The organism is Ochrobactrum sp. AN78 (genome assembly GCF_029909885.1).
GTDB classification, from domain to species: Bacteria; Pseudomonadota; Alphaproteobacteria; order Rhizobiales; family Rhizobiaceae; genus Brucella; species Brucella quorumnocens.
The window spans coordinates 38,894-65,156 of record NZ_JASAMU010000003.1; the positions used below are offsets into that span (position 1 = coordinate 38,894).

Sequence of the window (26,263 nt, forward strand, 5' to 3'; positions counted from 1 at the left end):
GCTATGCCAGAACCATGAGACTTCAGAATGAGTGACGCCTATATTTGTGACTATGTTCGTACGCCCATCGGTCGCTTTGGCGGTTCGCTTTCGTCCGTGAGAGCGGATGATCTCGGAGCCATTCCGCTCCGCGCATTGATGGAACGCAATGCATCGGTCGACTGGGAAGCGGTTGACGATGTTATTTTTGGCTCGGCCAATCAGGCGGGCGAAGACAACCGTAATGTCGCACGCATGTCACTGCTTCTTGCGGGATTGCCAGTCGGCGTATCTGGAACCACGATTAATCGTCTGTGTGGTTCAGGCATGGATGCGGTTATCAGTGCTGCGCGCGCAATCAAGGCTGGCGAGGCTGAGTTGATCATCGCAGGTGGCGTCGAAAGCATGAGCCGCGCCCCATTCGTGATGCCGAAGGCCGATGCCGCGTTTTCGCGCAAAGCGGAAATATTTGATACGACTATCGGTTGGCGTTTTGTGAACCCGCTGATGAAGAAACAATATGGCGTCGAATCCATGCCTGAGACCGGCGAGAATGTCGCTGAAGATTACAATATCTCACGTCAGGATCAGGATGCTTTCGCGCTGCGCAGTCAGGAGAAAGCTGCCGCAGCACAGGCCAACGGGCGTCTTGCTCAAGAAATCGCCTCTGTAAGCATCCCGCAACGCAAAGGCGAACCAGTCGTTGTGGATATGGATGAACATCCGCGTGTCACAACGATGGAAGCACTTGCAAAGCTTGGAACCCCCTTCAGAGACGGTGGAACTGTAACGGCAGGCAATGCATCCGGCGTCAATGACGGTGCAGCCGCGTTAATCATTGCTTCTGAGGCGGCCATTAAGAAATACAATCTGAAACCTATCGCTCGTATTATCGGCGGGGCCACCGCTGGCGTTCCACCAAGGACCATGGGCATCGGCCCATTGCCTGCCACACGCAAACTTCTGGCACGGCTTGGGATCGCCATTGATGCGATCGATGTGATTGAGCTCAACGAAGCTTTTGCTTCGCAAGGGCTCGCTGTGTTGCGGGAACTCGGAGTTGCTGACGACGATAGCCGCGTCAATCCAAATGGTGGAGCAATCGCATTAGGACATCCGCTCGGCATGTCAGGCGCACGCATTACAGGTTCGGCGGCGCTTGAAATTTCGCTCACCGGTGGCCAATACGCATTGGCGACAATGTGTATTGGCGTTGGGCAAGGGATTGCGATAGCGCTGGAACGCGTTTGACCCAGAGGCGCGGATTTACACTCCGCGCTTAACAACTGCCTTGCCGGTTAAACGTCTTCGGCGCCCGAGCGGCTGATATGGCGTTTCAGCAAGGCGGCGGCGAATTCGAAATCCTTGTTCTCAATAGCTTCCAAAATGCCCAAATGGTCCATACAGGCCTTGCGGATGCGCTCTTCGCCCAAGCGGTCGAAGTCGGAATATTCGGTCATACGCCGCAGATGGTTCTGCCAGCGGACGGATTGCGTGAAAAAGCGATTGTTCGCCCACGAAACAATGGTTTCATGGAAATTTGCATTGGCATTGAACCACAGGTCGCGTGTGAGGCTTTGCAGCGGTAGAACTAGTATCTCTTTTTGCTCGCGTTGAAGGGCGGCAAGCTGGGTTGGGTCCGGTGCATACTCAGCTTGGGCAAGTGCCCCGCATTCAATCACCAGACGGAAAGCATAGCTTTCATTGACGGCACGCTCATTGTCGAGCGACTCGGCAAATCGCCAGCCATGGCCGGGAAGGCGTTCTGCCAGACCTTCCGTTGCAAAACGCATCAATACCCGGCGCACGGCACCACGTGTGGCGCCCAACTGGTCTGCAAGTTCAGCTTCGGACACTTCATCGCCGACCGTACCAGAGGCGCGTGAACTCATCAGGCGTCGGTAAAGCTCCTCAGCTTCGGATGGTGGAAGAAGCCTGTCGTTCAGCTCATCAGGTTCGGGAAGACGATGCAACTGATAGCCGCGATTTGGGGTCTGGCTGACAATGCCTTGCTGTACCAACAGGTTCAGTACCTGACGCACAGGCGAACGCGATACGCGAAGCTCCTTGGCAATTGCTGCATCAGACAGTCGGTCTCCAATATTCCAGCGGGCTGCAGATATGAGCGAGACCATTTTATGCGCGACTTCCGCCTGAAGACTGCTCAGGCCGGATTCGCCTTCTGTCGATCTCTTAATGTTCATATTCACGCCCGGCACCCCCTGAATGTGCGTTCCCCCATGAATTTAAGTTCAAAGAATACGGAATATTTCGCAATAGGCCATTTCTTTCTCGTAGTGCCTATCCCATTGGAAAGACAGGCTGACTCTGTATAGGAAGGGTATAAATCAAATTGTTCCATATTCTAATAAAAAACTATTGACTCCGCAATGATTGAATGTGAATTGTATTAAGAAGATGCAAAATACAAAAAATGGATCGAGAATGTCTATTACCCCATTTCCATTCATCACAGTTTCTGGCGCGCCGGAAGAGCGCGGTCGCCAATATGGGGTTTTGGCCAAAGAGCGTATCCGGCTAAGCGCGGGCCTTTACTCAGGCACGCTCGATGCGTTCGGTCTTTCGCCAGAGCGTAAGCAGAGCCTGATCGAGGATTTCGCAGGCAGGATCGAAGAATTCGACGCTTCTTATGTCGAGGAAATGCGCGGTATCGCCAAGGGGGCGGGTGTCCCTTTTGAGCAGATCGTCATGATCAATGCACGTACGGAAGTGGTTGCGATGGCGCGTGCGGAAACGGGCGCACCTGATCCGGAAGAGCAGGATGACGGTTGCACCGGCGCGCTCATCATGCCCGCCAAAAGTGCTTCAGGTAATCTTGTGCACGGCCAGAACTGGGACTGGCGTTCTGAGTGTGTAGAGACTGGTATCGTGTTGCGTGTACGCAACAATAACGGCCCCGATTTCGTTACTTTTGTCGAAGCAGGTGGTCTGGCGCGCAGCGGCTTTAATGAAGCCGGTATCTCGATTACTGCCAATTATCTTGAATGTGAGCGCGACTATAAGAAGCTTGGCGTTCCGCTTGGTCTCGTGCGTCGTAAGGTGCTGGAGCAGGAGCATTTTGCCAAAGCAATCAAAGCCGTGGCTTCGACGCCGAAGTCCTGCTCAAACAATATCATGATCGCCACCAGCGCGGGCTTTGGTATTGATTTTGAATGTGCACCAGATGAGTCCTTCCCGATCCTGCCGGAGAACGATCTTATCGTTCATGCCAATCATTGGGTAAGTCCGATTGCGCTGACCAAGCTACGTGACACGGGCATTCCATATGTGCCGGAGAGCTTTTATCGCGACTGGCGTGTGCGCCAGTGTCTTGAAGCCCATGGTGGCAAAATTGGCCGCAAGGAGCTGAAGGAAGCACTGTTCGACGACTTCCTGACACCTTATGCAGTCTGCCGCCCGCCACGTCCCGGCAATCACGACAATATCACGGCCACAGTTGCGATGGTGGTGATGGAAGCAGCGCTTGGCATGATGGAAATCGCGCCGCTGCCTGCTTTGAACCGCCAGTTTGCGACCTACTGTCTGCAGGATTATACGCCGCTACCGTCTGATGCCGCGCCACGCGCGAAATCCCTCTTTATCGAAGGCTAAAGAAATGCTGCGCTTTGCGCTCTCCAGAATAGGCATGGCCATTCCAACATTGCTGATTGTGGCGGTGGCTGTGTTTGTGATTGTCCGGTTGATACCGGGCGATCCTGCGGCTCTGATGCTGGGCGATTCTGCGGATGCGGCGACATTGGCTGCCTTGCGCGAACAGCTGGGGCTCAACCATAGCATCATGACCCAGTTTCTGATCTGGGGCGGCAATGTTCTGCATGGCGATCTCGGTGTTTCCATAGCCAACCAGCAGCCTGTGCTTTCACTGGTTCTGGAAAGGTTTTTGGTAAGCGCGCGTATTGTGTTGTCTGCTGTCGTGCTTTCCACGCTGGTCGCGGTTCCACTCGGTATGATCGCTGCATGGAAGCAAAACAGCCTGACGGATCTCACGCTTGTGACAAGCGCCACTTTACTGTTGTCGATCCCGGCATTCTGGATGGGCTTGCTGCTGTTGCTGGCATTTGGTCTGAAGCTGGGATGGCTGCCGATTGTTGGTTATGTCAGCTTCGGCGAAAATCAATGGAAGGCGTTTCTCTATCTGGTATTGCCGGTCACGACGCTGTTTCTGCATGAAATTGGCGTGATCCTGCGTATGGCCCGAGCATCGACGCTCGAAGTGCTGAACCTTGATTACATCACCCACGCACGCGCCAAGGGGCTGTCGGAAGCAACCGTTATGTGGCGCCATGCATTCCGCAATGCATTTGGTCCCACCTGGACATTGCTTGGTTTGATCCTTGGTAATCTGCTCGGCGGTATTGCTGTCGTGGAAACGGTTTTCACCATTCCGGGTCTCGGCAGGCTGCTGGTCGATGCGATTTTTGCCCGCGACTATCCGGTCATTCAGGGCTGCTTGCTGTTTACGGCTTGCGTCTATGTGCTGGTCAATCTGATCGTGGACCTCCTTTATCCGTTCTTCGACCCGAAGGTGACGGCGAAATGAAAAACATCTCTCTTAATGCCCTAATCGGCGGGGCTTTGACTGCAACGCTTCTGACAGTGGCACTCGTTGGTTCCGTCTGGACTCCGTACAATCCGCTCGCGCTTGATTTTACCGCACGTCTTGCGCCGCCAAGTGCTGCGCACTGGCTTGGTACGGATGAGTTTGGGCGCGACCAATTGAGCCGCCTGATGAAAGGCGCGTCCGCCAGCGTTTCGATTAGCGTTTTCACAGTCTTCATCGCCACCTTGGGTGGTGTTCTGGTTGGCGCAACTAGTGGCTTCTTACGTGGCTGGTTCGACCGGTTTCTAATGATGATCAATGATGCGCTGCTGGCATTCCCTGGCATATTGATGGCGCTAGGTTTGCTGGCCGTCTTCGGCGCAAACAAGAATGGCATCATCCTCGCACTGGCTCTCGCCTATATGTCTTCGGTTATTCGCGTTGTGCGCGGCACGGTACTGAGCTTGCGTGAACGAGAGTTTGTCGAGGCTTCCCGCGTCATGGGAAACTCGGAAATCTATACGATGGTACGTCATATCCTGCCCAATTGCCTTGCGCCCGTGCTGGTCATGGCAACGTCGATGTGCGGCTGGGCAATTCTCGCAGAAAGCTCGCTCAGCTTTCTGGGGCTGGGCGTGCCGCCGCCAGCGCCGACATGGGGCAATATGCTGGCCGGAAGCCGCAATTTCATTGAGCAGGCCGTTTGGCTTGGTATCTTCCCCGGCCTTGCAATTTCGTTGTCGCTGCTTGGTATTAATCTTCTTGGTGACGCGTTGCGCGACCGCCTCGACCCACGCATGAGGAAGCGCTCATGACTTCCGCACCCCTGCTCGAAATCGACAATGTAAGCCTGCGTGTTGGCGATAGCACACTGGAGATCGTCAAGCGTGCTTCCTTCTCCCTCAAGCGTGGCGAAATTCTTGGTATTGTTGGCGAATCCGGTTCTGGCAAGACGATGCTCGCGCGGGCGATCATGGGGCTGGTTCCGGCGTCCATTAAAACAAGTCATGGTGCGATCCGCTTCAAGGGGCAGAACGTATCAACGATGTCGCCAGCCGCATTGCGCGGCCTTCGTGGCGATGGCATTGCCATGATCTTTCAGGAGCCGATGACTTCGCTTACCCCGTCACTGACCATCGGGCGGCAGCTTGAAGAAGGGCTTGAACTGCACTTTCCAGCTGAGAAAGCGCAACATGCCGACTGGATTAGAGCCATGTTGTTGCGTGTTGGTATTGCCGATCCTGATCGGGCGATTGAGGCGTTCCCACATGAGTTCTCTGGCGGAATGCGCCAGCGTATCATGATCGCGTGCGCCATGCTGATGCAGCCTGATCTGCTGATTGCCGACGAGCCGACAACGGCGCTCGATGCGGTCATCCAGCGCGAGGTTATGGAGTTGCTGGTTGATCTCTCGCGGGAACGCGGAACGACCGTTTTGCTCATCAGCCACGACCTTCCAATGATCGCGCGATACTCCAATCGGGTTGTCGTGATGCGTCATGGCGAGGTGGTTGAAACGGGTAATACCGCTGATGTTCTCGCCAAACCGCAACATGATTATACCCGCAAGCTGCTTTCAACATTGCCAGTTCGGGGAGCTGCCCGTGTGGTGCCACAGGCAGAGCCGCTGATCAGCGTTCGCGATCTGGTTGTCGATTTTGAAGGGCGCGGCGGCTGGTTCAAGAAGGCTGGCGGCAAACGCGCACTGCATGGCGTGACAATTGATGTTTTGCCGAACGAGGTCGTCGCGGTGGTTGGCGGTTCAGGCTCGGGAAAAACCACTGCCGCACGCGTTATGGCCGGATTGATCAAACCGAGTGGTGGCAAGCTGCTGTTTAAGGGACAGCCTGTTGAAAGACGTTCGGTTCATTACCCCGACTATCGCTATCACACGCAGATGGTGTTTCAGGACCCTTACTCGTCGCTCGACCCACGCATGAAAGTGGGTGAACTGGTTGGCGAGGCACTGCGCTTCTCAAAAGAACTTTCGTCCAGCCAGAAAGTGGATCGTGTTCGCGAAACACTGGAGGACGTTGGCCTCGGTGGAGACTATGCCAATCGTTATGCGCATGAAATGTCGGGTGGTCAGCGTCAGCGTGTGGCGATTGCGCGTGCGCTTGTGCGCCGTCCAGCTTTTGTGATTGCCGATGAAGCCGTCTCGGCGCTTGACGTCACGGTGCGGGCGCAGGTTCTCGACCTCTTTGCCAAACTTCAGCAGAGCTATGGCTTTGGCTGTCTGTTCATCACCCATGATTTGGGTGTGGTGGAGCAAATCGCTGACCGTGTAGTTGTCATGAATGAGGGACGCATCATCGAGCAGGGGACGCGCGATGAAATCTTTGACGCGCCGCAAAACGACTATACCCGCCGTCTGCTGTCGGCCATTCCGATGCTCGAATTGACGGGCGAGGGTGGCGTCAAACTGAAATGGCGTGGCGACGGTGCAAATATGAAATCCGGGGAGGGGGGTGGTCATGTCCATCATTGAAGAACAGCCTGCAACCAAACGACAGGGTCATGGCAAAAAGCTCAGCTTCTATGATTTTGGTGCAACCACCTTTTTCGCAAGCCAGTTCGATCAGCGCTTCAGCTATTGCCTTTACGTGCCGGAAGATTACGACGAAGACGGCACGGAAACGCACGAGCTGATCATTATCGTCCATGGCACTGGACGCACCGCTGCGCAATATCGCGATCACTTCGCAAGTTTTGGGCAAAAGAACCGTTGCATCATACTGGCACCGTTGTTTCCCGCTGGCATTGCTGTGCAGGGCGATCTCGCCAATTACAAACGCATCGAGTTTCACGGCATTCGTTTTGATCATATTCTTCTGTCGATGATCGACGAAGTGGCGGCCAAATATCGCCTCAAGAGCAATCGCGTGATCATGTATGGTTTTTCGGGCGGTGGGCAGTTCTGCCAGCGCTTTTTCATGCTGCATCCGCAACGGCTCAAAGCCATTTCTATTGGTGCCCCCGGTGTCGTGACCTTGCTTAATCCCGATTACGACTGGTGGGTCGGCGTACGCGATGTTGAGGCTCGCTTTGGCTGTCGCATCAATCTTGAAGCGATGAAAGCGGTGACGGTGCAAACGGTTATTGGCGAAGAAGATACCGCCACCTGGGAAATTGCCATTCCGCGCGAGAGTGCCTTCTGGATGGATGGAGCCGATCTGCAGGGCGATTGCCGGATTGACCGCATTGAAGCACTGGCCCGGTCTTTCGAAACGCATGGCATCGGAGTTCGTAGAGACCGGGTGCCCGGCGTGGCACACGAACCTTTCAATGTTCTGGAGCCGGTGGAGGCGTTTTTCGCTGATGTTCTGAAGTCAGAAAGCTGACGTTGCAACAAAATCAAAAACAATAAGGGGAAATCAAATGTTTAATCCAACTTCAATACGCGCCGCATTTAGCATGGCGCTTCTTGGCCTTTGCGCCACATCCTTCCAAGCATATGCCGCAGATGACGAGACCTTACGCGTAGCTTTTCATTCCGATGTCGCGAGCATTAACCCCGGCGTCAACCGTGACGCCAATGCCGATGTGGTCGTCGCGCACATTGCTGAAGGTCTGGTTGCCTATGGCGATGATCTGGCGATCAAGCCAATGCTGGCTGAAAGCTGGACTGCAAACGCTGACCATACCGTCTATGATTTTAAACTCCGCCAAGGCGTGAAATTCCAGAATGGCAAAGAGCTGACAGCCAAAGACGTAGTGTGGAATTTCGAACGTTACCTGAAGCCTGAAACCGGCTTCCAATGTGTGAACCGCTATAACGGCAAAGTGGATTCCGAATTGCAGTCGGTCGAGGCTGTTGACGACAGCACGGTGCGTTTCAATTTCGCAGCGCCTGCGCCAAATTTCGTCATCACAATGGCGACCATCCAATGCACGCCATGGATATTGAGCCCTGAATCTGTTGATGCTGATGGCAAGTTTGTAAAGCCGATTGGTACCGGTCCTTATGCCTTTTCCAAATGGGAACGGGGCCGTTTTCTTGACCTCACCCGTTTTGACGATTACGCGGCGCTATCTGGTGCAGCGGATGGTTTGGCCGGTAACAAAAAGGGTCATATGAAAACGATCCAGTTTATGACGGTTCCCGATTCAAGCACGCGCACCAATGGTCTGTTGTCAGGCGAGATCGATTTCATCGATGAAGTTGAGCCGACAGGCGTCAAGGATCTGGAAGCAAAGGGCATGAAGGTGAATGTCCAGCAGACGCCTGCATGGATGGTGCTGCAAATCCAGTCAGATTCTGACAAGCTGAAAGATCCGCAGCTCCGTCAGGCGATCGCGCATTCTATCGACCTTAACCAACTGGCAGCGGCGATTGGCGAGGGCATGTACACACCGAATCCATCGGTCATCGCACCAAATACGATCTATTCGGATAGTCAGGCAGCTGCCTGGCCTGCTTATGATCCCGCTAAGGCACAGGAACTGCTTACCAAGGCAGGGTACAAGGGCGAGCCAATCAGTCTTCTGGTTGCCAACCGCCAGAACCGTGTACAGGTCGCCACAATTATTCAAGCGTTCCTTGCTGGATCGGGCATCAATGCGCAGCTTGAAGTGCGCGATTGGGCAACCCAGCTCGACCAGTATCGCCGTGGTGCATATGAACTTGCAGTCTTTGCCTACTCCGCGCGCCTCGATCCATTGTTGTCTTTCCAATCGATGATTGGTGACAAGAAAGCCGATGCTGCGCGTCAATGGGATGATGCAAAGGCGGAAGAGCTTCTCAAGCAGGTTTCAGCGACAAGTGATGTCGAGGAGCGCAAAAAGCTCTTCAACGAACTCAACAAGCTGATGGCCGAGCAGGTGCCGATCCTTGGTCTGGTAAATTTGCCATCCATTACGGCGACGGGCCCAAAAGTGAATGATTACAAGGGTTGGGCTGGTGACACTGACCGTTTCTGGACGGTTAGCAAGACGCAGTAACGGGCCCGTTGCTTAAGCTTATCACATCGGAATAATCCCATGACGTCCACATCGTTTGATTATATCCGGACTGACGCGGTCGGTCTGGGAGAGGCCATTCGCGCCAAAGTTCTGTCGCCGCGCGAGGCCGTTCAGGAAGCATTTGCAGCGATTGATCGGTGCAATCCTCAGCTTAACGCTGTCATTCATGAGATGCGCGATGAGGCCGAAGAGCAGCTTAAAACACTGCCAGAAGGGCCGCTCAGCGGTGTCCCGGTTTTGTTGAAGGATGATTGCCCATCCTATGCAGGCGCTGCCATGTCCTTTGGTTGCCGTGCGGCTGAAGGCAATATTTCTCAACGCGATCACGAGCTGGTTAAGCGCTATAAAGCCGCCGGTCTGGTCGTTGTGGGTAAGACCAATCTGCCTGAGTTTTCCTGCAATATTGCAACGGAATCCTCTTTGCATGGTCCGGCCCTCAATCCTTGGGACGTGAAGCGCAGCATTGGTGGTTCTTCCGGTGGCGCGGCAGCAGCGGTTGCTGCGCGTATGGTGCCTGTGGCCTATGGCAATGATGGAGCGGGCTCCATCCGCATTCCTGCGTCCTGCGGCGGTCTTTTCGGACTGCGTCCATCACGTGGCCGCGTCCCATGTGGTCCCGTCTCGACAGAAAATTGGGGCGGGATGGTGAGCCACCACGTGTTGACGCGCTCGGTTCGCGATTCCGCGATGATACTCGATCTGACAGATGCGCTAGAACCGGGCTCCCTCTATGCCGCACCGGCGAAGACGGATCTCTTTGTTAACAGTGCCAAAACCACTCCCCATAAGTTGCGCATTGGTGTCTGGCAGCAGTCTGATCTTCGTCATGATCTGGACGAGCAGGCAGTCGCAGCACTTGAGGCGACGATTGCGCTGTGCGAACAGCTGGGACATAGCGTTGTTCGGGTGAAGCCTGATTTTGACAGCGTTGCACTTGCAGATGCCGTACACAAACTGATTGCTGTCTACACTGCAATTGAAGTGGTTGATGTTGCAGCGACAACTGGCAAGCCCGCCAATGATCTCTATTTCGAGCCGTCCAATCTGGGATTGGCTGCCTATGGTGAGGGTTTGTCCGCACCGGAAGTCATTCAGGCGCGCCTGATTGCAAACAGCACGGCGCGCAGTTTCGGTCGCCTGTTTGAAGAATGCGATGTGGTTTTAAGCCCCGTTATGCCGGTCTCATCATTTCCGCTTGGAATACTCGACGTGCGTTCACCCGACTGGGAAGGCTTTGTTCGACAGTTTCTGGAACTCACGAGCTTTACCCATCCGGTTAATGCGGCTGGTTTGCCTGCAATGAGCGTTCCGCTGCACGAGACCTCCGATGGCTTCCCTGTCGGCAGCCAGTTCATTGCCCCCTATGGGTCCGAAAATCTGTTATTTGAACTCGCAGGCCAATTGGAAACCATGTGCCCATGGTCTGACCGCCTGCCAGCAATTCACGCCTGAAATCAAGAGACAAGCAATGCTCTATACAAAGCCCTATTTCCAGCCGTCCGATGTAAACGAGGTTTTCGATCTTGTTGACAGAACGGTGCTTGGCACTTTGATCACCAGCCACGAGGGAGGCGTTGCTATATCGCACCCTGTCTTCATGATGGATCGGACACGCGGTGAAAACGGAACGCTGGTCTCGCATGTCGCGGCATCCAACGATCATGTTGATTTTCTGAAGCGCGGTCTCCCCTCAATCGCGATCCTGATGGATGCTGGTCACTATGTTTCGTCCTCGTGGTATCCGGGTTATCCGGAAAGAGACAGTGCGCCGACATGGAGTTTTATGGTCGCTCACATTCATGGGGCGCCCAAAATATTGTCGGAAGCAGCGACCGCCAAGCATCTCCATGAGCTTGTCAAACACATGGAAAAGGGGCGGGACAAGCCATGGCAGATGAAGGAACTTGGCCATGGTGGTCTGGAGCGACGCTTGCCAAATATCGTCGGCTACGAAATACCGATTGAGAAAATGGAGATCAAGTTCAAGCTGGGGCAAGACGAGCGTTCAGCGGATATGAGCGCAGCTATCAAAAAATTGCGCGAAGAGGGGCGGGATGACGTTGCCGAAATGATGGCGCGTCACTGCAAACTTTAGAAATCCAGATGGGGGGTTTGAGTTGATGACGGTGCTGCACATTCCGTCCTGATCAAGCCAATTATCCAGCAATCACAGCCATAGCAGGCGGCCGGTTTTAGCGAGTTCCGGCAGCTTGTTCTCAGCACGACGGAAAGCCTCTTTCCGCCGAAAAACTCCTATTGCCTAAAATCAAAGGGGACACTACTCAAATGAAAAAAATTCTATCTGCATCTGTTGCTGTTTTGGCATTGTCACCAGCGGCGTTGGCTGCCGACGCGATCATCGCACCAGAGCCAGAATCCGTTGAATATGTTCGCGTTTGCGATGCATATGGCAAAGGCTACTTCTATATTCCGGGAACTGAAACCTGCCTGCGTCTTGCTGGTTATGTTCGTTACGATGTGAGTGGTGGAGACAACGCATATGCGCGCGTTCCAAGCACCAAAGATATGGACACTTATGCGCAACTGACCCGTTTCACCTTCCGCACATTTACAGGCACTGAAACGGAACTTGGGACACTCAAGACGGTCACTGAAGTGCGCTATCAATGGTATAATGGTGCAGACTCTTCATCGTCCGGTTCTCTGCGTTTGGGTTTCATTGAGCTTGGTGGCCTGCGTGTTGGTCTTGATCAGTCTGCATTTGTTACCTTCACCGATTATCTGGGTAATGTGCTGAACGACGACGTCATTCTGGCGGGTGGTTATCGCACCAACCTCATCAGCTACACCTACAAAAATAAGGAAGGTTTCTCCGCGACCTTATCACTTGAACAGGGTGGTAATACCGATGCGGATGTGGATGTCACCATCGATGAGTACATGCCGCATGTGGTGGGTGGTCTTAAATATGCGCAGTCATGGGGCAGTATTGCTGGCGTCGCGGCCTATGATGCGCGCAATGAAGAATGGGCAGGGAAGGTCAAGGTCGACCTCAAAGTGAACGACAAGTTCTCAGTGTGGTCGCAGTTTGCTTACAAATCCAATGATGATCACTACAAAGCCAATGCCAACGGTGAGGTGTATCGTATTGTAGACAGCTTCTACGGAACTTGGGGTGGTGATTGGGCTTTGTGGGGTGGTCTTGCCTATCAGGCAACTGAAAAAGCAAAGCTCAACCTGCAGGTTGGTTATGATGCCAGCGAAACCCTGATGGCGACTGGTAATATCAGCTATGCTTTGGTGCCGGGTTTTAACATCACGCCAGAACTTACCTATGTTCAATGGAACAACAAGCGCACCTCGCTTGATGGCCAAGATGCGCTTGGTCTGAAAGTGCGCTTTCAGCGTTCATTCTAATCGGTAAACGAGGCTCTGGCGCTGTCTGTATGCAGACAGCGCCAGAGCACATTCCATCAGACGCTGTCTTTAAAGAGGACACTCTGGTCGAAAAGGTAGCGATGGGAAAGCGGCAGGCTTGCAGCCCCCATTGCTTTGCCATGAACGCCTACTTTTCCTTCTACGATCTCAGGTGCTGAAAGCCCTTGCAGATCGATGCGCGTAAGCTCGAGTTTCGTCGCTTCAACGATCCGATGACGAACGCTTTCTGGTAGCCAGCCATCAATGATCGCCGCCGGAAAATCAATAACAGCTGCGGCGGCCACCGCAGCATGGGCCAGCCCGCGTGCTGCCAACGCGATCCATTCGTCGAGCAAAGCGCCGAAGTTTGACCACCGCTCAGGCGAGAGCCAGAGATCATCTGAAGAAATATTGTTCTCCTGCAACATGCGTTCGAGCACAAAGAGCGAGGCGGTGTCGATCAACTGCATGGTTTCGCGCGCGTCATTTGTGCTGCGCATGCGCATGGGCATGGAACCGAGTGCACCAGCATTGCCGGTACGTCCGGGATAGAGTGTGTTGTTCAAAACAACGCCGCCGCCAATGAACGATCCGATGGAGAAATAAACGAAATCGGTGAATTCAGGCCCGCGCCCGAATGTCAGTTCCGCACCACAGGCTGCTGTTCCATCATTCTGCAGGTAAACCGGAAATGGCAGGGCTGAACCGAAATCATTGATCAGATCGGCATCAAGCCAGGCATTCATATCGGCGGCAGGTGCACCCACTTCCTCCACCCAATTCCAGAGCTCGAAAGGGAGCGCGATGCCGAGCCCGGCAATCCTTTCACGTTTGTCTGCATCAAGTGCGGCTGTAAACGCTTCAATGCTATCGAAGGAGAACTTGCGGATCTCATCTGGCACAGGCCAGCGATAAGTAATGTGGCGGCGCTGGCGGATGTTGCCAAGAAAATCCATCAAAATGATTTCGGCGCTGCGACGACCGATCTTGAGGCCAAAGGAAAAGACACCGTCTGCGGCAAGCCGCATGGGCATGGATGGCTGCCCAACCCGCCCGCGCACGCGTTCGCCCTGTGTGATGAGACCATCTTTTTCCAGCTCTCGGATGATCACGGAGATGGTTTGTGCAGATAATCCCGTTTTTCGTGCAATATCGGCGCGTGCCATCGAACCATGTCTGCGCACAAGAGCAAGAACAAGGCGTTCATTATAAGCGCGCACGCCAATCTGGTTGGAACCGCGATTGATGCTTGCTCCGGCTTGGGCAAATTGCGGCACGGCGGAGCCTGCCACGGCTGGTCCGCCGCGTTGATCAGAACCACGTTCTGAATTGTGCCTGACCATAACCCCTCCCAGGTCCCGCCTATTCTAAAGCGTGATCCCGCGCTTTAGCTTTTTGTTTGTACGCACGTCTCCCAAAACCGGTCTCCTCTTTTGAGGGACATGCACTAACGTCGATTGGCCTATCTCATTCGATGCAGCAGAAAAAGCCCTCTTTTGTAGAACATATTAAATAAAAACATTAACTTAGACGGCGACTGTATTCGCACGACGCATTAGCTAAGTTCATTCTGACTGCCAGAGAGTGGCACAGCAGATTAATAAATCAAGTGGATTTATTAATTGACTCTCTCGGGAAGCCGTGTTTTGCTTCAGTCATGCCGGGGGAAGAGGAACCGGTTTCACTCTGGGAGGAGTTCATGAAGAAGACAGTTCTCTCGGCAGCATTTGCTGCCTTCACGCTTGGCGTTGCCGCTTCCGCAGTCGGGCCAGCCAGCGCTGCTGATGTTGGCGCGTGCCTGATCACCAAGACGGACACCAATCCTTTTTTCGTCAAGATGAAAGAAGGCGCGATTGCCAAAGCTAAGGAGCTTGGCGTTAATCTCAAGACCTATGCAGGCAAGATTGATGGCGATTCCGAAAGTCAGGTTGCTGCTATCGAAACCTGTATTGCGGATGGTGCCAAGGGTATCCTGATTACCGCTTCCGATACCAAGGGTATTGTACCATCGCTGCAGAAAGCCCGCGATGCTGGAGCGTTGATCATTGCACTCGATACGCCGCTGGAGCCAGCCGATGCGGCTGATGCCACCTTCGCAACAGACAATTTCCTCGCCGGTGAACTGGTCGGCAAATGGGCCGCAGCAACGCTTGGTGATAAGATCAAGGATGCGCGTGTTGCTTTCTTGAACCTCACTGCTTCACAACCAAGTGTGGATGTTCTGCGCGATCAGGGTTTCGCAGTCGGCTTCGGCATTGACCCGAAGGACAAGACCAAGCTCGGCGATGAAGATGATCCACGTATCGTGGGTCGCGACCTTACCGATGGCAATGAAGAAGGTGGCCGTCGCGCCATGGAAAACCTTCTCCAGAAAGACCCGACCGTCAATGTCGTTCACACAATCAATGAACCGGCTGCTGCTGGCGCTTATGAAGCATTGAAGGCAGTGGGACGTGAAAAAGACGTTCTCATTGTGTCGATCGATGGTGGTTGTCCCGGCGTCAAGAATGTTGAAGCCGGTGTGATCGGCGCAACATCGCAGCAATATCCGCTGCAGATGGCTGCCCTTGGCATCGAAGCGATCAAGAAGTTCGCTGATACTGGTGAGAAGCCCAAGCCGACCGAGGGTAAGACCTTTGTCGATACCGGCGTGGCACTGGTCACTGACAAGCCTGTTGAAGGTGTGGAGTCAATCGACACCAAAACTGCCCTTGGCAAGTGCTGGGGCTGAAGCATTTTCCAAAAATCGGAACCGATTTTTGGAAAGCACGATGCGCAAATAAAATGAGTTAGAGCGTCCTTGGGTAGCGCCCGAAAGGGCGCACGGCGCTCTAACGCCGGGACTATTTGCTTTAAGCATTCCCAGCAACACCGCTTCGTACGGTCGCTGGGAATGTTTTCAATGCCCTTCGCATCCGGCAGCTTTTCCGGGTGTTCTTGCACCAGATAGCAGGAGATTGACATGAGTGAGCCAGAGGCGACCTCCGCCCCCTTAAAGCCATCGATCCAGGAGTATGAAAGCACGCTGTCGCGAAGCGCGAGTGATGTTGCATCTTTTGATGATGGCGATCATTCGGTGCTCTATCGTCTCCGGCACTTTCTGCATCACAATCCAGCGGCTGTGCCACTAATTGTGCTCGTGATTTCGTTGCTGGTATTTGGCATTACGTTGGGTGGGAAATTCTTTTCTGCCTTCGCGCTGACGCTTATTCTCCAACAGGTTGCGATAACCGGCATTGTGGCGGCAGCACAAACATTGGTCATCCTGACTGCTGGTATCGATCTTTCTGTTGGTGCCATTATGGTGTTGTCCTCAGTCGTGATGGGACAATTTACCTTCCGCTATGGTTTACCTGCGGAAATTTCAATTTTGTTTGGTTTTGCGACCGGTGCGTTGTGCGGCTTTATCAATGGCTTTCTGATTGCATATGTCCGACTGCCACCGTTTATCGTAACTTTGGGCATGTGGCAGGTAATCCTCGCGACCAATTTCCTCTATTCGGCGAATGAAACCATTCGTGCGCAGGAAATTACCGCTGAGGCACCCATTTTGCAGTTCTTTGGTGAAAGCATTCGTGTCGGCGGCGCGGTCTTTACTTATGGCGTTATCGCCATGGTCCTGCTGGTGTTAGTGCTTTGGTTTGTCTTGAACCACACCGCTTGGGGACGTCACGTTTACGCTATTGGCGACGATCCGGAGGCGGCAAAACTGTCGGGCGTTTCGGTCAAGCCGATCCTGATGTCGGTCTATATTCTGGCCGGACTTATCTGCGCGCTAGCTGGCTGGGCAATGATCGGGCGACTTGGTTCTGTATCACCGACCTCCGGTCAGTTTGCTAATATTGAATCCATCACTGCTGTGGTGATTGGCGGAATATCGCTCTTTGGCGGGCGTGGCTCTATCCTTGGCACAATGTTTGGTGCCTTGATTGTGGGGGTCTTTTCGCTTGGGCTGCGCCTTTGGGGCACAGATCCACAATGGACCTATCTCCTGATTGGCGTGCTTATTATCGCTGCCGTTGCTATTGACCAGTGGATCAGAAAGACTGCCGCATGAAACCCTCAGTTACGCCTGTTCTTTCCGCACGTGGTCTGGTTAAGCGTTACGGACGCGTCACTGCCCTCGATCATGCCGATTTTGATCTTTATCCGGGAGAGGTTCTTGCCGTCATTGGCGATAATGGCGCGGGGAAGTCTTCGCTCATAAAGGCTTTGTCGGGTGCGGTTCGTCCCGACGAAGGCGAGATCATGCTGGATGGAAAGCCAGTGAGTTTCCATTCACCAATGGAAGCACGCAAGGCGGGCATCGAGACGGTGTATCAAAACCTTGCGCTATCTCCGGCCCTTTCCATTGCAGATAATCTCTTTCTTGGACGAGAAATTCGCCGCAAAGGGCCGCTTGGTTCATGGCTGCGGATGCTTGATCGTGGGGCAATGGAAAAGATTGCCCGCGAGAAACTCTCTGAACTGGGCCTGATGACCATTCAGAACATTGGCCAGGCCGTGGAAACGCTGTCAGGCGGACAGAGGCAAGGTGTTGCGGTTGCGCGCGCAGCAGCCTTTGGGTCCAAGGTCATTATTATGGATGAACCGACAGCAGCTCTCGGTGTTAAGGAATCGCGCCGCGTTCTGGAGCTTATTCAGGATGTGAAGGCGCGTGGTATGCCTATAGTGCTGATCTCACATAACATGCCGCATGTGTTTGAGGTGGCCGATCGCATTCATATCCATCGGCTTGGGCGCCGTCTGACGGTGGTTGATCCCAAGGAATATTCGATGTCGGATGCTGTGGCCCTGATGACTGGAGCGATGGCACCGCGCGCCGAGGCTGCCTGATCGTTGAACACGACATTGAGCGATAGCTGTGTCTTTCGACCTGGTTCAAGGGCGGAAGACACAATCCGCTTAAATTCACAAAATATCAGTCGAATTGAACATGTAGCCCTTACGAGAGGCTCGCAAACTGGTTAAACATGGCGCGAATTCTTTGGAAAAAATGTTCCAGAGAGGTGAAACCGTTACAAGGCTGGCCAATGTTTGAGTTTGATGACCCGCGATTTCGACCATTATGGACACGGGTATTAATCTCAGGAAGCTGTTTTGCCTGGACTGCATTCGAGTTCTGGATGGGCAGTGTCGGTTGGGCCATGCTTTTTGGTGCGATGGGCCTTTGGTCGGCGTTTCGGTTCTTCGTGACTTTTGATCCCGACAAGAAAAAGCAGGATTGAACCGGCAACTGGCCATTTAGGTTGCTACCGCACATTTGCGTTGAAACACCAAAATTCGCTTCAATATTTGAAATAGAGCGGGTTATCGACTCGCTTTCAGGTTTTCCGCATGCTTATCGAGTGCGGAGATGACGTAGCTTATCCGTAATTAACATCATTTTAAAACACATTATCACATTTAAATCGTTATAATGTTATCCACATCATTGTGATGATATCAGAACGGTGTTACGTCCTCCGTGTCTCAGCCCACTATCGGGCGTGTCTTGAAGACATCCGCATGGAGATTGCCAGTAAATGAATTCCGTTTCCCCCGCTTCCAACGTGCTGCAACTGTTTCTTCTTCAGGAGCAGGGCGAATGACGATGGCAGGAAATTTTGCGCCACTGGTTCTGGCTGGTGATAGTGATCGCGTCGACGCTCAGTCCGTCGGAGAATATCTCGATAACTGGGCAGGTCAGGACAACTTGCGCCTAGCGACAAGCAATTCAATCAAGGCCATTCTTGCAGGATCGGGCCGCCTTGCTGGCCGCATCGCCCGTGGTTCTCTTCCCGGCGATCCGGGCAAGCTGGTTGGCGTCAACAGCGATTCTGATCAGCAGAAGAGCATCGATGTCGGCTCGCACAATCTCTTCGTTGAATTGCTGATTGCGGCAGGTGCTGCATCGGTTCTGTCCGAAGAAGCTGATCTGCCAGTTGCGGGTAAGGCCGATGGTCTGGTTGCCGTGGCAATTGATCCGCTTGATGGGTCCGGCAATGTTGGTCTTGGCGCACCGCTTGGCACCATTTTCTCGATCTTGCCTGCAGATACGGCGGAGCCTTTTCTCCAGCCGGGTAATCGCCAGATTGCAGCAGGCTATGTGTCGTTCGGTAACTCGGTTGATCTCGCTTTGTCGGTTGGCGAAGGCGTTATCTTTGCAACGCTCGATCCGGTCAGCGGCATCTTCCAGATCACCCGCAAGAATGTGACGCTTCCTGAGCACACGTCCGATCTCGCTTATAATGCATCCGTTTATCGTCATCTCTCGGCTGGCATGAAGGCCTATGTCGATGATTGCTACAACGGCAAGGACGGCCCGCGCGGACGCAATTTCAATATGCGCTGGTTGGGTGCAGCTGTCGGCGACATGCATCGCATCTTGCAGCGCGGCGGCATCTTCTTCTACGTAGACGATGCGCGCCCGGGCTATGAAAAAGGCCGTCTACGCCTCGTTTATGAAGCCAATCCGATTGCTTTCCTCAGCCAGCAGGCTGGTGGCAAGGCGACCAACGGTTCCACACCGATCCTCGACATCGTCCCGGAAACCTATCACGAGCGCAGTGCGCTGGTGTTCGGCGTCGCGGAAGAAGTCGACGTTCTCGGTGAGTATTACGCGCGTTCGCGCAACTAATTAGGAGATATTAACATGGCGCGTATTACGCTGCGGCAATTGCTCGACCACGCTGCTGAACACAGCTATGGCGTTCCGGCATTTAACATCAACAACATGGAACAGGCACTCGCCATCATGGAAGCGGCGGATGCGACCAATGCACCGGTAATCCTGCAAGCTTCGCGCGGTGCACGTTCCTATGCAAACGATATCATGCTGCGCCACATGATGGATGCAGTCACAGAAATCTATCCGCATATTCCGGTTTGCGTACATCTCGATCACGGCAATGAAGCTGCTACTTGCATGACTGCAATTCAGGCAGGCTTTACCTCCGTCATGATGGACGGCTCGCTCAAGGCTGACGGCAAGACGCCTGCTGACTGGGATTACAACGTCTCGGTTACGCGTCAGGTCAGCGAAATGTCCCATCTGGGTGGCATTTCGGTCGAAGGTGAGCTGGGTGTTCTCGGTTCGCTCGAAACCGGCATGGGCGAAGCAGAAGACGGCCATGGTGCGGAAGGTCAGCTGTCGCATGACCAGCTTCTCACCGATCCGGATGAAGCTGTGAAATTCGTGCGTGAAACCAAGGTCGATGCACTGGCAATCGCTATGGGCACTTCGCACGGCGCTTATAAGTTCAGCCGCAAGCCCGACGGTTCAGTGCTGGCGATGAATGTGATCGAAGAAATCCATCGTAAGCTTCCAAACACGCATCTTGTCATGCATGGTTCGTCTTCGGTGCCGGAAGATTTGCAGGAAATCATCAACAAGTATGGCGGCAAGATGAAGCCAACCTGGGGTGTGCCTGTTGAAGAAATCCAGCGCGGTATCAAGCATGGCGTGCGCAAAATCAACATCGACACCGATAACCGCATGGCGCTGACGGGCCAGATCCGCCGCGTGTTGCAGGAAGATCCGAGCGAGTTCGATCCGCGCAAGTATCTCAAGCCAGCAATGGCGGCGATGACCAAGCTTTGCAAGGATCGTTTCGAGCAGTTCGGCACCGCTGGTCATGCTCAGTCAATTCGTCCGATCCCACTTGCGGATATGGCCAAGCGTTATAGCGATGGTTCGCTGGACCCGAAGTTCAGCTAAATCCATTCGCTTAAAAGCAAAAAAGCGGCGGGGAAACCCGCCGCTTTTTTGTGTTTCAAAGTGTCCGAAAATCAGCGCTTGTTGTACTTGGCGTCGACTTCGTTGATCGCATCAACATTGCCAGCCGAACGGCCGTTTTCGTCAAAGGTCTGGGCAAGGAACGCATCAGCAATGGTCTTTGCAACTTCCGAACCGATAACGCGTGCGCCCATGGTGATGATCTGCGCGTTGTTGGAGAGTGCTGCACGTTCTGCCGAATAGGTGTCGTGGGTCAGCGCTGCGCGGATGCCCGGAACCTTGTTGGCTGCAATGCAAACACCGATACCGGTGCCGCAAACGAGAATTGCGCGGTCATAGGTTCCGTCGAGAACTGCGGATGCTACGCGGTCCGAGAGGGTGGCGTAGAACGCATCTGCGCCAGCGTCCGTGTGGGAGATTTCGGATACTTCAAAGCGATCCTTGAGATGATCGGCAAGAACCTTGGCCAGACCTTCACCGGCGCTATCGCCTGCTACTGCTACTTTCATGGGGGAGACTCCTTTAATTGGATTGAATCTGTCTGGCGCACTTGTCCAGAATGTCGAGATAGCCTTCCACGTTCCATGCCGAACGGCCAATGAACAGGCCGTCGATATGCGGGCAGGCAATGAGTTCTTCGCAGTTGTCGGGATTGACCGAGCCGCCATAGAGGCAAGGCACGCGACGACCAAGGATACCTTCTGCAACAGCAATAATTTCGGCCTGGCGGGCATCGGCGTAATCTGCCGAGGCTGGAATGCCATTTTCACCAATCGCCCAGACAGGCTCATAGGCAAACAGGATTTCAGCTTTTTTCTGTTCGTCCGAAAGCTTGAAAAGTGCGCCGCGCACTTCTTCAGCAAGCACTTCCGCAGCGCGTCCGCTTTCGCGGTCTTCGAGCGTTTCACCAATGCAGATAAGCGGGATCAGGCCGTTACGCACGGCTGCTTCAACCTTTAGGCCAACAGTTTCATTGGTTTCACCGAAATGTTCGCGACGCTCGGAATGGCCGAGTTCGACGATATCGAGATTGCAATCCTTGAGCATCAATGGCGATATTTCGCCGGTCCATGCGCCCTGATCAGCCCAATGCATGTTCTGCGCGCCGACCTTGACGGATGTTTCCGACAAGATTTCCTTCACTTCACGAACATAGGTAAAGGGTGGAATGACAAAGCGCTGAATGTCCGCTGAACGACCAGCATCGGCCTCTTTCAGTACGGTCGCGAAAACGCGTGCTTCCGCAAGCGTCTTGTTCATTTTCCAGCTCGTACCAACCCAGAATTTGGCCAAGAATTTGGACATGCTCGAATGCTCTTTCTTATCGTGTTTTATTCTGCAATTGTCAGTTTGATGCCTGCCGGCTCAAGTTCGGCCACAAGTACATCGCCCGGTGATTTATCCGTAATGATGGCATCAAAATCGCCAAGGTCGGCCATCACATGCAAGGCCGTGCGGCGAAAACGCTGATGATTGACCAGCAGGCATGTGCGGGTTGCCGACGCAGTCATGGCGCGCTTGGTACGGACGACGTTTTCATCCATATGGTAGACGAGACGTCCATTGACCGCAGGCGCGGAAATGAAGGCAATATCTGCGCTGAGTTTTGACAGGGCTTCTTCGGTCAGTAGGCCAAAGAACGCATTGAACTTTGCCGAAAATACGCCGCCGAGCGCGATCAGATTGATGCCGCCTTCGCCCTTGAGATTTTCGATTATGACCGCATTGTTGGTAATCACCGTCAGCGGACGCTTTTCAATCAGCATACTGCCAAGAACTGCGGCGGTTGATCCATCATTGATCATGACGGTCATGCCGGGCTCAATGAGCTCCAGAGCGGCGCGGCCCATCTCAATCTTGGCTTCATTGTCCTGCTGAACACGAAAGCGGAAATCGCTCTCGAACTGAGAGCCGGCATCCATAGTCGCCCCACCGCGCACTTTGCGCAGCACGCCGGACTCTTCAAGCGAATCCAGATCACGATGAATGGTCATCTTGGAGACTGCAAAACGCTCGGAAAGATCATCGAGATCGACTGCATGATTTTCAATCAGCAGATTGATGATCGCCTGTCTTCGTTCGTCGCGTTTCACGGAATTTCCGATCTCAGAACATGTTTGTTTATCGCACAAACTTAAATCACAAAATCACAAAACAATCCATATAAAATGTGATTTTGTGATATTTTGTTGATCGATGTTTATCGAGCCGTTTGCTAATGCAGAAGTATCCTTGCAGTGCGTTCATCCGTGATGAGGCCATAAAGACGACCGCTTTTCAGTACAGCGCGAATGGCTTCTGCCTTTGAAAGACCGCCTGCCAGACCAATGATGCGGCTCATATCGGCGTTTTCAACCGACGCAGCAATGGTTCGGGCCGTCAGCCCGGTTTCAAGACGCGTGCCATTGCTATCAAAGAAGTGACCAAGCATTTCGCCGACGGCACCACGCTCCGCGATCTCTTCCATTTCGGAGAGGTCGATCACACCGGAAGTGACGAGCTGTGCATGGGCATCGACTGTGCCTATACCGACGATTTTCAGCTCTGCACGGCAGCCCATTTCGAAAACGCTGGTCACGCCCTTTTGCGCCAGCAGCACTTCACGGTCTTCCGCAGTATTGGCGAAGAATGGCACCGGCATCACATAGGCTGGCCTGCCGGTCTTTTCAGCGATGCGGTGCATCACGTCATGCGGGTTAGCAGCAAAATTTCTGGTAAGGCCACCGAGCAGCGAGACGAACTGCAAATCCTTTGCGCCAACACGTGGCATGTGATTGACCGCCGCAGAAAGTGTGCGACCGTGACCAAGGCCGATCACCTCGTGATCGCCATGCTCGATTTCGCGACGCAGAAATTCTGCACCGGCATTGCCGAGCGATAGAAGAGGTAAGGCTTCTTCACCGAGATCAGGCGCGACTTCGCAATATTCGAGATTATATTTTTCTGCGAGCCGATTTTCGAGGTCGATACATTCGGTGATGTCACCGTCGATCGTCACTTTGACCGCGCCGTCAGCGACCGCCTTGGCAATAAGACGGTGTGCTTTTACGGAAGGTATTCCAAGCCGCTTTGCCACTGCAGACTGTGTCATCCCGGCGACGAAGTGAAGCCAGGCTGCACGAAGGGCTAAGGAATCGTCTGAATCTGCCATTTTCGCGCTGCCTGCTCCCGATTCTTTATATTTTTCCTATGCTTATATCTTCAGGTCCGCAGCGCCCGTGTCAATGTGCGGGGCCCAGAAGGCCACACTTTCCGCAATCTGTGGAATAACTTCACGGTCGTTCGGCTCACGTTCCTTGAACGACAGCTCAAGGCAGATTTCATTGTCCACCGCACCACCTTCGGCAAAGGCTTTGAGCAGCGGCTCCGGCTGAATGCGGCCCTTGGCGTTGAAAGCTGCAGTGAAAGGACGATGACCGCCCTTGTCCATCAGGCTCTGCTTGATGTGAATGATCGGCGAGACCTTGGGCACTGCTCGCGCCCATGCATAGGGGTCGAAATCATCCGGGTTCGACGAGGTCACATCGCCATGATCAATATCGGCCATCATCCACATCGGGACTGCCATATCGGCGGCGGTGAGACGGTCCTGAAGCTTGATGCTTTCCGCTATAGTATCGCCAAATTCGCGGCCAATGCTCATTGGCTCCCAGAAGACATAGTCGAGTCCGGCTTTCGCAGCATGTTCCGCCACCTCGGCCCAACAGTCGATTGCGGTTTTGATCAGGTCTTCACGACGGATTGGATCGTCAAAATCTTTGTAAGTGAAAATCGCAAACTGCGTGCCGACTGACTTGCCGCCGAGATCACCGATGATATCGGCAAATGTCTTGAACCAGTCGACATAATAACGGCGCACTTCTGCATCCGGGTGGCCGAAATGGTTGAGACGACCATAAGGGCCGGTCATGCCGGATGTGACGCGAACGCCAGTGCGCTGCAGCGCCTTGTCCATATCGCGGGTGAGGCGACGAATGGTTGACGCCTGCCAGCTTGGATTGATGAACTCATGTGTCAGCTGGAGGTCGCGCAGGCGCAGATCACGCGCAACCGTTTCGATCAGATCATCCGGCTCTGCAAAGCGGTTCACAAGTGGATTGGTATTGAGCGATAATGTCAGAGCCATGATAACCTCAAGCAGAAACTTTGGCGTTGTCGAACCATGCGATGAAAGCAGCGCGTTCGGCTTCGGTCAGGTGCAAATAATGTTTGGTGCGGCGATAGAGAATGTCATTTGCCGTCTTCGCCCATTCTTTGGCTACCAGATAGCGAACTTCTGCTTCGTAAAGATTGCCGCCAAAATGCTTACCAAGGCCCGCAAGATCACTCACGCCAATGACAATGTCTTTTGTTCGCGCACCATAGAGGCGTCCATAATGCTGGACCAGCTTGCGCGGCATCCATGGATAGTTGTCACGCAGGCTGTTGGCGAAGGTTTCGTAATCCGCATTTGGAATTTCGCCGCCCGGTAATGGCGCGTCATGCGTCCAGTCGCCGCCCATTTTCGGGAAGATGTGCTTGAGGCGATGCATACCGCGCTCTGCAAGCTCGCGGAATGTGGTGATCTTGCCACCAAAAACGTTGAGCAATGGCGCGTCGTTGGTCTCATCCAGATCAAAAACATAATCTCGCGTAACGGCGGAAGGGTTGCCCTTGCCATCGTCAAACAGCGGACGCACGCCAGAGAAGCTATGCAGCACGTCTTCGCGGCGCAGCTTTTCCTTGAAATAGCGATTGACTGCGGTGAGCAGGTAATCAATTTCTTTTTCGTCTGCGCTGACGTCTTCGGCGCGGCCTTCATAAGCGATGTCAGTGGTGCCGATGAGCGCCTTGTCGCCTTCATATGGATTGATGAAGATCACGCGCTTGTCGTGGTTCTGAACCAGGTAGGCATTCGCACCCGACCAGAACTTTGGCACGATGATGTGGCTACCCTTGACCAGGCGCACATTGCGCGAAGAATTCGAACCAGCCACATTGGTGATAACGTCAGTAACCCACGGACCTGCGCAATTGACGATGCAGCGCGCGCGGAAGCTGCGCACTTCGCCGGTATCCCGGTTCTTGGTTTCGATAACCCAGCCGCCTTTTTCGCGACGCGCGGACGTAACCGGCGTGCGGGTCAGAATGGTGGCACCTTTTTCGGCGGCACCTACTGCATTGAGCACGACGAGACGGGCGTCATCGACCCAGCAATCTGAATATTCAAAGCCCCTTGTATATTGATCAAGGATCGGCGTGCCTTCCGGGTCGCGCTTCAAATCTAGCGTGCGGGTGCCGGGTAGCTTTTTGCGACCACCGAGATGATCGTAGAGGAACAGGCCGAGGCGTACCAACCACGCCGGGCGATCCTGCGGGCTGTGCGGCAGAACAAAGCGCATCGGCCAGATGATATGCGGTGCGGCATTGAGCAGAACTTCGCGCTCGATCAAAGCTTCGCGAACCAGACGGAATTCGTAATATTCTAGATAGCGCAGGCCACCATGCACAAGCTTGCCGGAGCGGGAGGAGGTACCTTCCGCGAGATCGTCTTTTTCCGCCAGCACAACCTTGAGGCCGCGCCCAGCCGCATCGCGAGCTACACCCGCGCCATTGATACCGCCGCCAATCACAAACAGATCGTAGGTTTCCGGTTCAGCCATCTCATGCTCCTTCGGATGCCGGAA

At 53.8% G+C, this 26,263-nt stretch carries 24 protein-coding genes; 16 read left to right on the forward strand and 8 right to left on the reverse strand.

The features are described 5' to 3' along the window. The first annotated feature begins 27 nt into the window (after positions 1-27). Positions 28-1,230 (forward strand): 3-oxoadipyl-CoA thiolase, encoded by a 1,203-nt coding sequence (gene pcaF, locus QBD00_RS06935; protein WP_318579015.1) that lies wholly within the window; start codon positions 28-30, stop codon positions 1,228-1,230. 47 nt (positions 1,231-1,277) lie between these two features. On the opposite strand, the gene QBD00_RS06940 is transcribed toward pcaF, so the two are convergent. Continuing rightward, complete coding sequence (locus QBD00_RS06940) at positions 1,278-2,183, reverse strand: GntR family transcriptional regulator (RefSeq protein ID WP_151092581.1); 906 nt, start codon at positions 2,181-2,183, stop codon at positions 1,278-1,280. 241 nt (positions 2,184-2,424) lie between these two features. Between QBD00_RS06940 and QBD00_RS06945 the strand changes: the two genes are divergently transcribed. The 9 genes from QBD00_RS06945 (at position 2,425) to QBD00_RS06985 (ending at position 12,880) form a co-directional block, all read left to right on the forward strand. Then, positions 2,425-3,591: a C45 family peptidase gene (locus QBD00_RS06945; RefSeq protein ID WP_318579016.1), complete on the forward strand. Its 1,167-nt coding sequence runs from the start codon at positions 2,425-2,427 to the stop codon at positions 3,589-3,591. 4 nt (positions 3,592-3,595) lie between these two features. Beyond that, on the forward strand, positions 3,596-4,540 hold the full coding sequence (locus tag QBD00_RS06950; protein ID WP_264231903.1) for an ABC transporter permease: 945 nt from the start codon (positions 3,596-3,598) through the stop codon (positions 4,538-4,540). Beyond that, the gene (locus tag QBD00_RS06955) at positions 4,537-5,355 is read left to right on the forward strand and encodes an ABC transporter permease (RefSeq protein WP_264231904.1); all 819 of its coding nucleotides are present in this window, start codon (positions 4,537-4,539) and stop codon (positions 5,353-5,355) included. The genes QBD00_RS06950 and QBD00_RS06955 overlap by 4 nt, the downstream gene beginning before the upstream one ends. Beyond that, a complete protein-coding gene (locus QBD00_RS06960) occupies positions 5,352-7,028 on the forward strand; it encodes an ABC transporter ATP-binding protein (RefSeq protein WP_318579017.1) in 1,677 nt (558 codons plus the stop codon). Before QBD00_RS06955 ends, QBD00_RS06960 begins: the two co-directional genes overlap by 4 nt. Further along, positions 7,015-7,881 carry an alpha/beta hydrolase gene (locus tag QBD00_RS06965; protein ID WP_264231906.1) on the forward strand — a complete coding sequence of 289 codons (867 nt, stop codon included), beginning with the start codon at positions 7,015-7,017 and terminating at the stop codon, positions 7,879-7,881. Before QBD00_RS06960 ends, QBD00_RS06965 begins: the two co-directional genes overlap by 14 nt. 37 nt (positions 7,882-7,918) lie before the next feature. Then, positions 7,919-9,481: an ABC transporter substrate-binding protein gene (locus tag QBD00_RS06970; protein ID WP_318579018.1), complete on the forward strand. Its 1,563-nt coding sequence runs from the start codon at positions 7,919-7,921 to the stop codon at positions 9,479-9,481. Between the two features lie 39 nt (positions 9,482-9,520). Then, positions 9,521-10,954, forward strand: coding sequence for an amidase (locus tag QBD00_RS06975; RefSeq protein ID WP_318579019.1), 1,434 nt, complete (start codon positions 9,521-9,523; stop codon positions 10,952-10,954). A 16-nt stretch (positions 10,955-10,970) separates the two neighbouring features. Continuing rightward, positions 10,971-11,597, forward strand: coding sequence for an FMN-binding negative transcriptional regulator (locus QBD00_RS06980; protein ID WP_318579020.1), 627 nt, complete (start codon positions 10,971-10,973; stop codon positions 11,595-11,597). A gap of 191 nt (positions 11,598-11,788) precedes the next feature. Further along, on the forward strand, positions 11,789-12,880 hold the full coding sequence (locus QBD00_RS06985; protein ID WP_318579021.1) for a porin: 1,092 nt from the start codon (positions 11,789-11,791) through the stop codon (positions 12,878-12,880). 56 nt (positions 12,881-12,936) lie between these two features. Here QBD00_RS06985 and QBD00_RS06990 read toward each other — a convergent pair whose 3' ends face one another. Further along, on the reverse strand, positions 12,937-14,223 hold the full coding sequence (locus QBD00_RS06990) for an ROK family transcriptional regulator (protein ID WP_318579022.1): 1,287 nt from the start codon (positions 14,221-14,223) through the stop codon (positions 12,937-12,939). 356 nt (positions 14,224-14,579) lie between these two features. On the opposite strand from QBD00_RS06990, the gene QBD00_RS06995 reads away from it, so the two are divergent. The 6 genes from QBD00_RS06995 (at position 14,580) to fba (ending at position 20,579) form a co-directional block, all read left to right on the forward strand. Continuing rightward, a complete protein-coding gene (locus QBD00_RS06995; RefSeq protein ID WP_191793093.1) occupies positions 14,580-15,611 on the forward strand; it encodes a sugar ABC transporter substrate-binding protein in 1,032 nt (343 codons plus the stop codon). A 231-nt stretch (positions 15,612-15,842) separates the two neighbouring features. Next, the gene (locus tag QBD00_RS07000; RefSeq protein WP_318579023.1) at positions 15,843-16,937 is read left to right on the forward strand and encodes an ABC transporter permease; all 1,095 of its coding nucleotides are present in this window, start codon (positions 15,843-15,845) and stop codon (positions 16,935-16,937) included. After that, complete coding sequence (locus tag QBD00_RS07005; RefSeq protein ID WP_151092606.1) at positions 16,934-17,716, forward strand: ATP-binding cassette domain-containing protein; 783 nt, start codon at positions 16,934-16,936, stop codon at positions 17,714-17,716. The genes QBD00_RS07000 and QBD00_RS07005 overlap by 4 nt, the downstream gene beginning before the upstream one ends. Positions 17,717-17,913: 197 nt before the next feature. Further along, positions 17,914-18,108 (forward strand): DUF3329 domain-containing protein, encoded by a 195-nt coding sequence (locus QBD00_RS07010; RefSeq protein WP_210318262.1) that lies wholly within the window; start codon positions 17,914-17,916, stop codon positions 18,106-18,108. 359 nt (positions 18,109-18,467) lie between these two features. After that, positions 18,468-19,499: a class 1 fructose-bisphosphatase gene (locus tag QBD00_RS07015; protein WP_318579024.1), complete on the forward strand. Its 1,032-nt coding sequence runs from the start codon at positions 18,468-18,470 to the stop codon at positions 19,497-19,499. Between the two features lie 15 nt (positions 19,500-19,514). Further along, on the forward strand, positions 19,515-20,579 hold the full coding sequence (gene fba, locus QBD00_RS07020) for a class II fructose-bisphosphate aldolase (protein WP_151092610.1): 1,065 nt from the start codon (positions 19,515-19,517) through the stop codon (positions 20,577-20,579). Positions 20,580-20,650: 71 nt separating this feature from the next. Here the strand turns inward: fba and QBD00_RS07025 are convergent, their stop codons facing one another. The 6 genes from QBD00_RS07025 to QBD00_RS07050 all read right to left on the reverse strand — a co-directional run bounded on the left by QBD00_RS07025 (position 20,651) and on the right by QBD00_RS07050 (position 26,239). Next, complete coding sequence (locus QBD00_RS07025; RefSeq protein WP_151092612.1) at positions 20,651-21,106, reverse strand: RpiB/LacA/LacB family sugar-phosphate isomerase; 456 nt, start codon at positions 21,104-21,106, stop codon at positions 20,651-20,653. A 13-nt stretch (positions 21,107-21,119) separates the two neighbouring features. Then, positions 21,120-21,890, reverse strand: coding sequence for a triose-phosphate isomerase (locus tag QBD00_RS07030; RefSeq protein ID WP_318579282.1), 771 nt, complete (start codon positions 21,888-21,890; stop codon positions 21,120-21,122). Positions 21,891-21,928: 38 nt separating this feature from the next. Then, on the reverse strand, positions 21,929-22,690 hold the full coding sequence (locus QBD00_RS07035) for a DeoR/GlpR family DNA-binding transcription regulator (protein WP_151092614.1): 762 nt from the start codon (positions 22,688-22,690) through the stop codon (positions 21,929-21,931). A 122-nt stretch (positions 22,691-22,812) separates the two neighbouring features. Then, positions 22,813-23,748 carry a sugar-binding transcriptional regulator gene (locus QBD00_RS07040; RefSeq protein ID WP_318579025.1) on the reverse strand — a complete coding sequence of 312 codons (936 nt, stop codon included), beginning with the start codon at positions 23,746-23,748 and terminating at the stop codon, positions 22,813-22,815. A 42-nt stretch (positions 23,749-23,790) separates the two neighbouring features. Continuing rightward, positions 23,791-24,723 carry a TIM barrel protein gene (locus QBD00_RS07045; protein ID WP_318579026.1) on the reverse strand — a complete coding sequence of 311 codons (933 nt, stop codon included), beginning with the start codon at positions 24,721-24,723 and terminating at the stop codon, positions 23,791-23,793. Positions 24,724-24,730: 7 nt separating this feature from the next. Further along, positions 24,731-26,239, reverse strand: coding sequence for a glycerol-3-phosphate dehydrogenase (locus QBD00_RS07050; RefSeq protein WP_318579027.1), 1,509 nt, complete (start codon positions 26,237-26,239; stop codon positions 24,731-24,733). Positions 26,240-26,263: the final 24 nt, after the last annotated feature.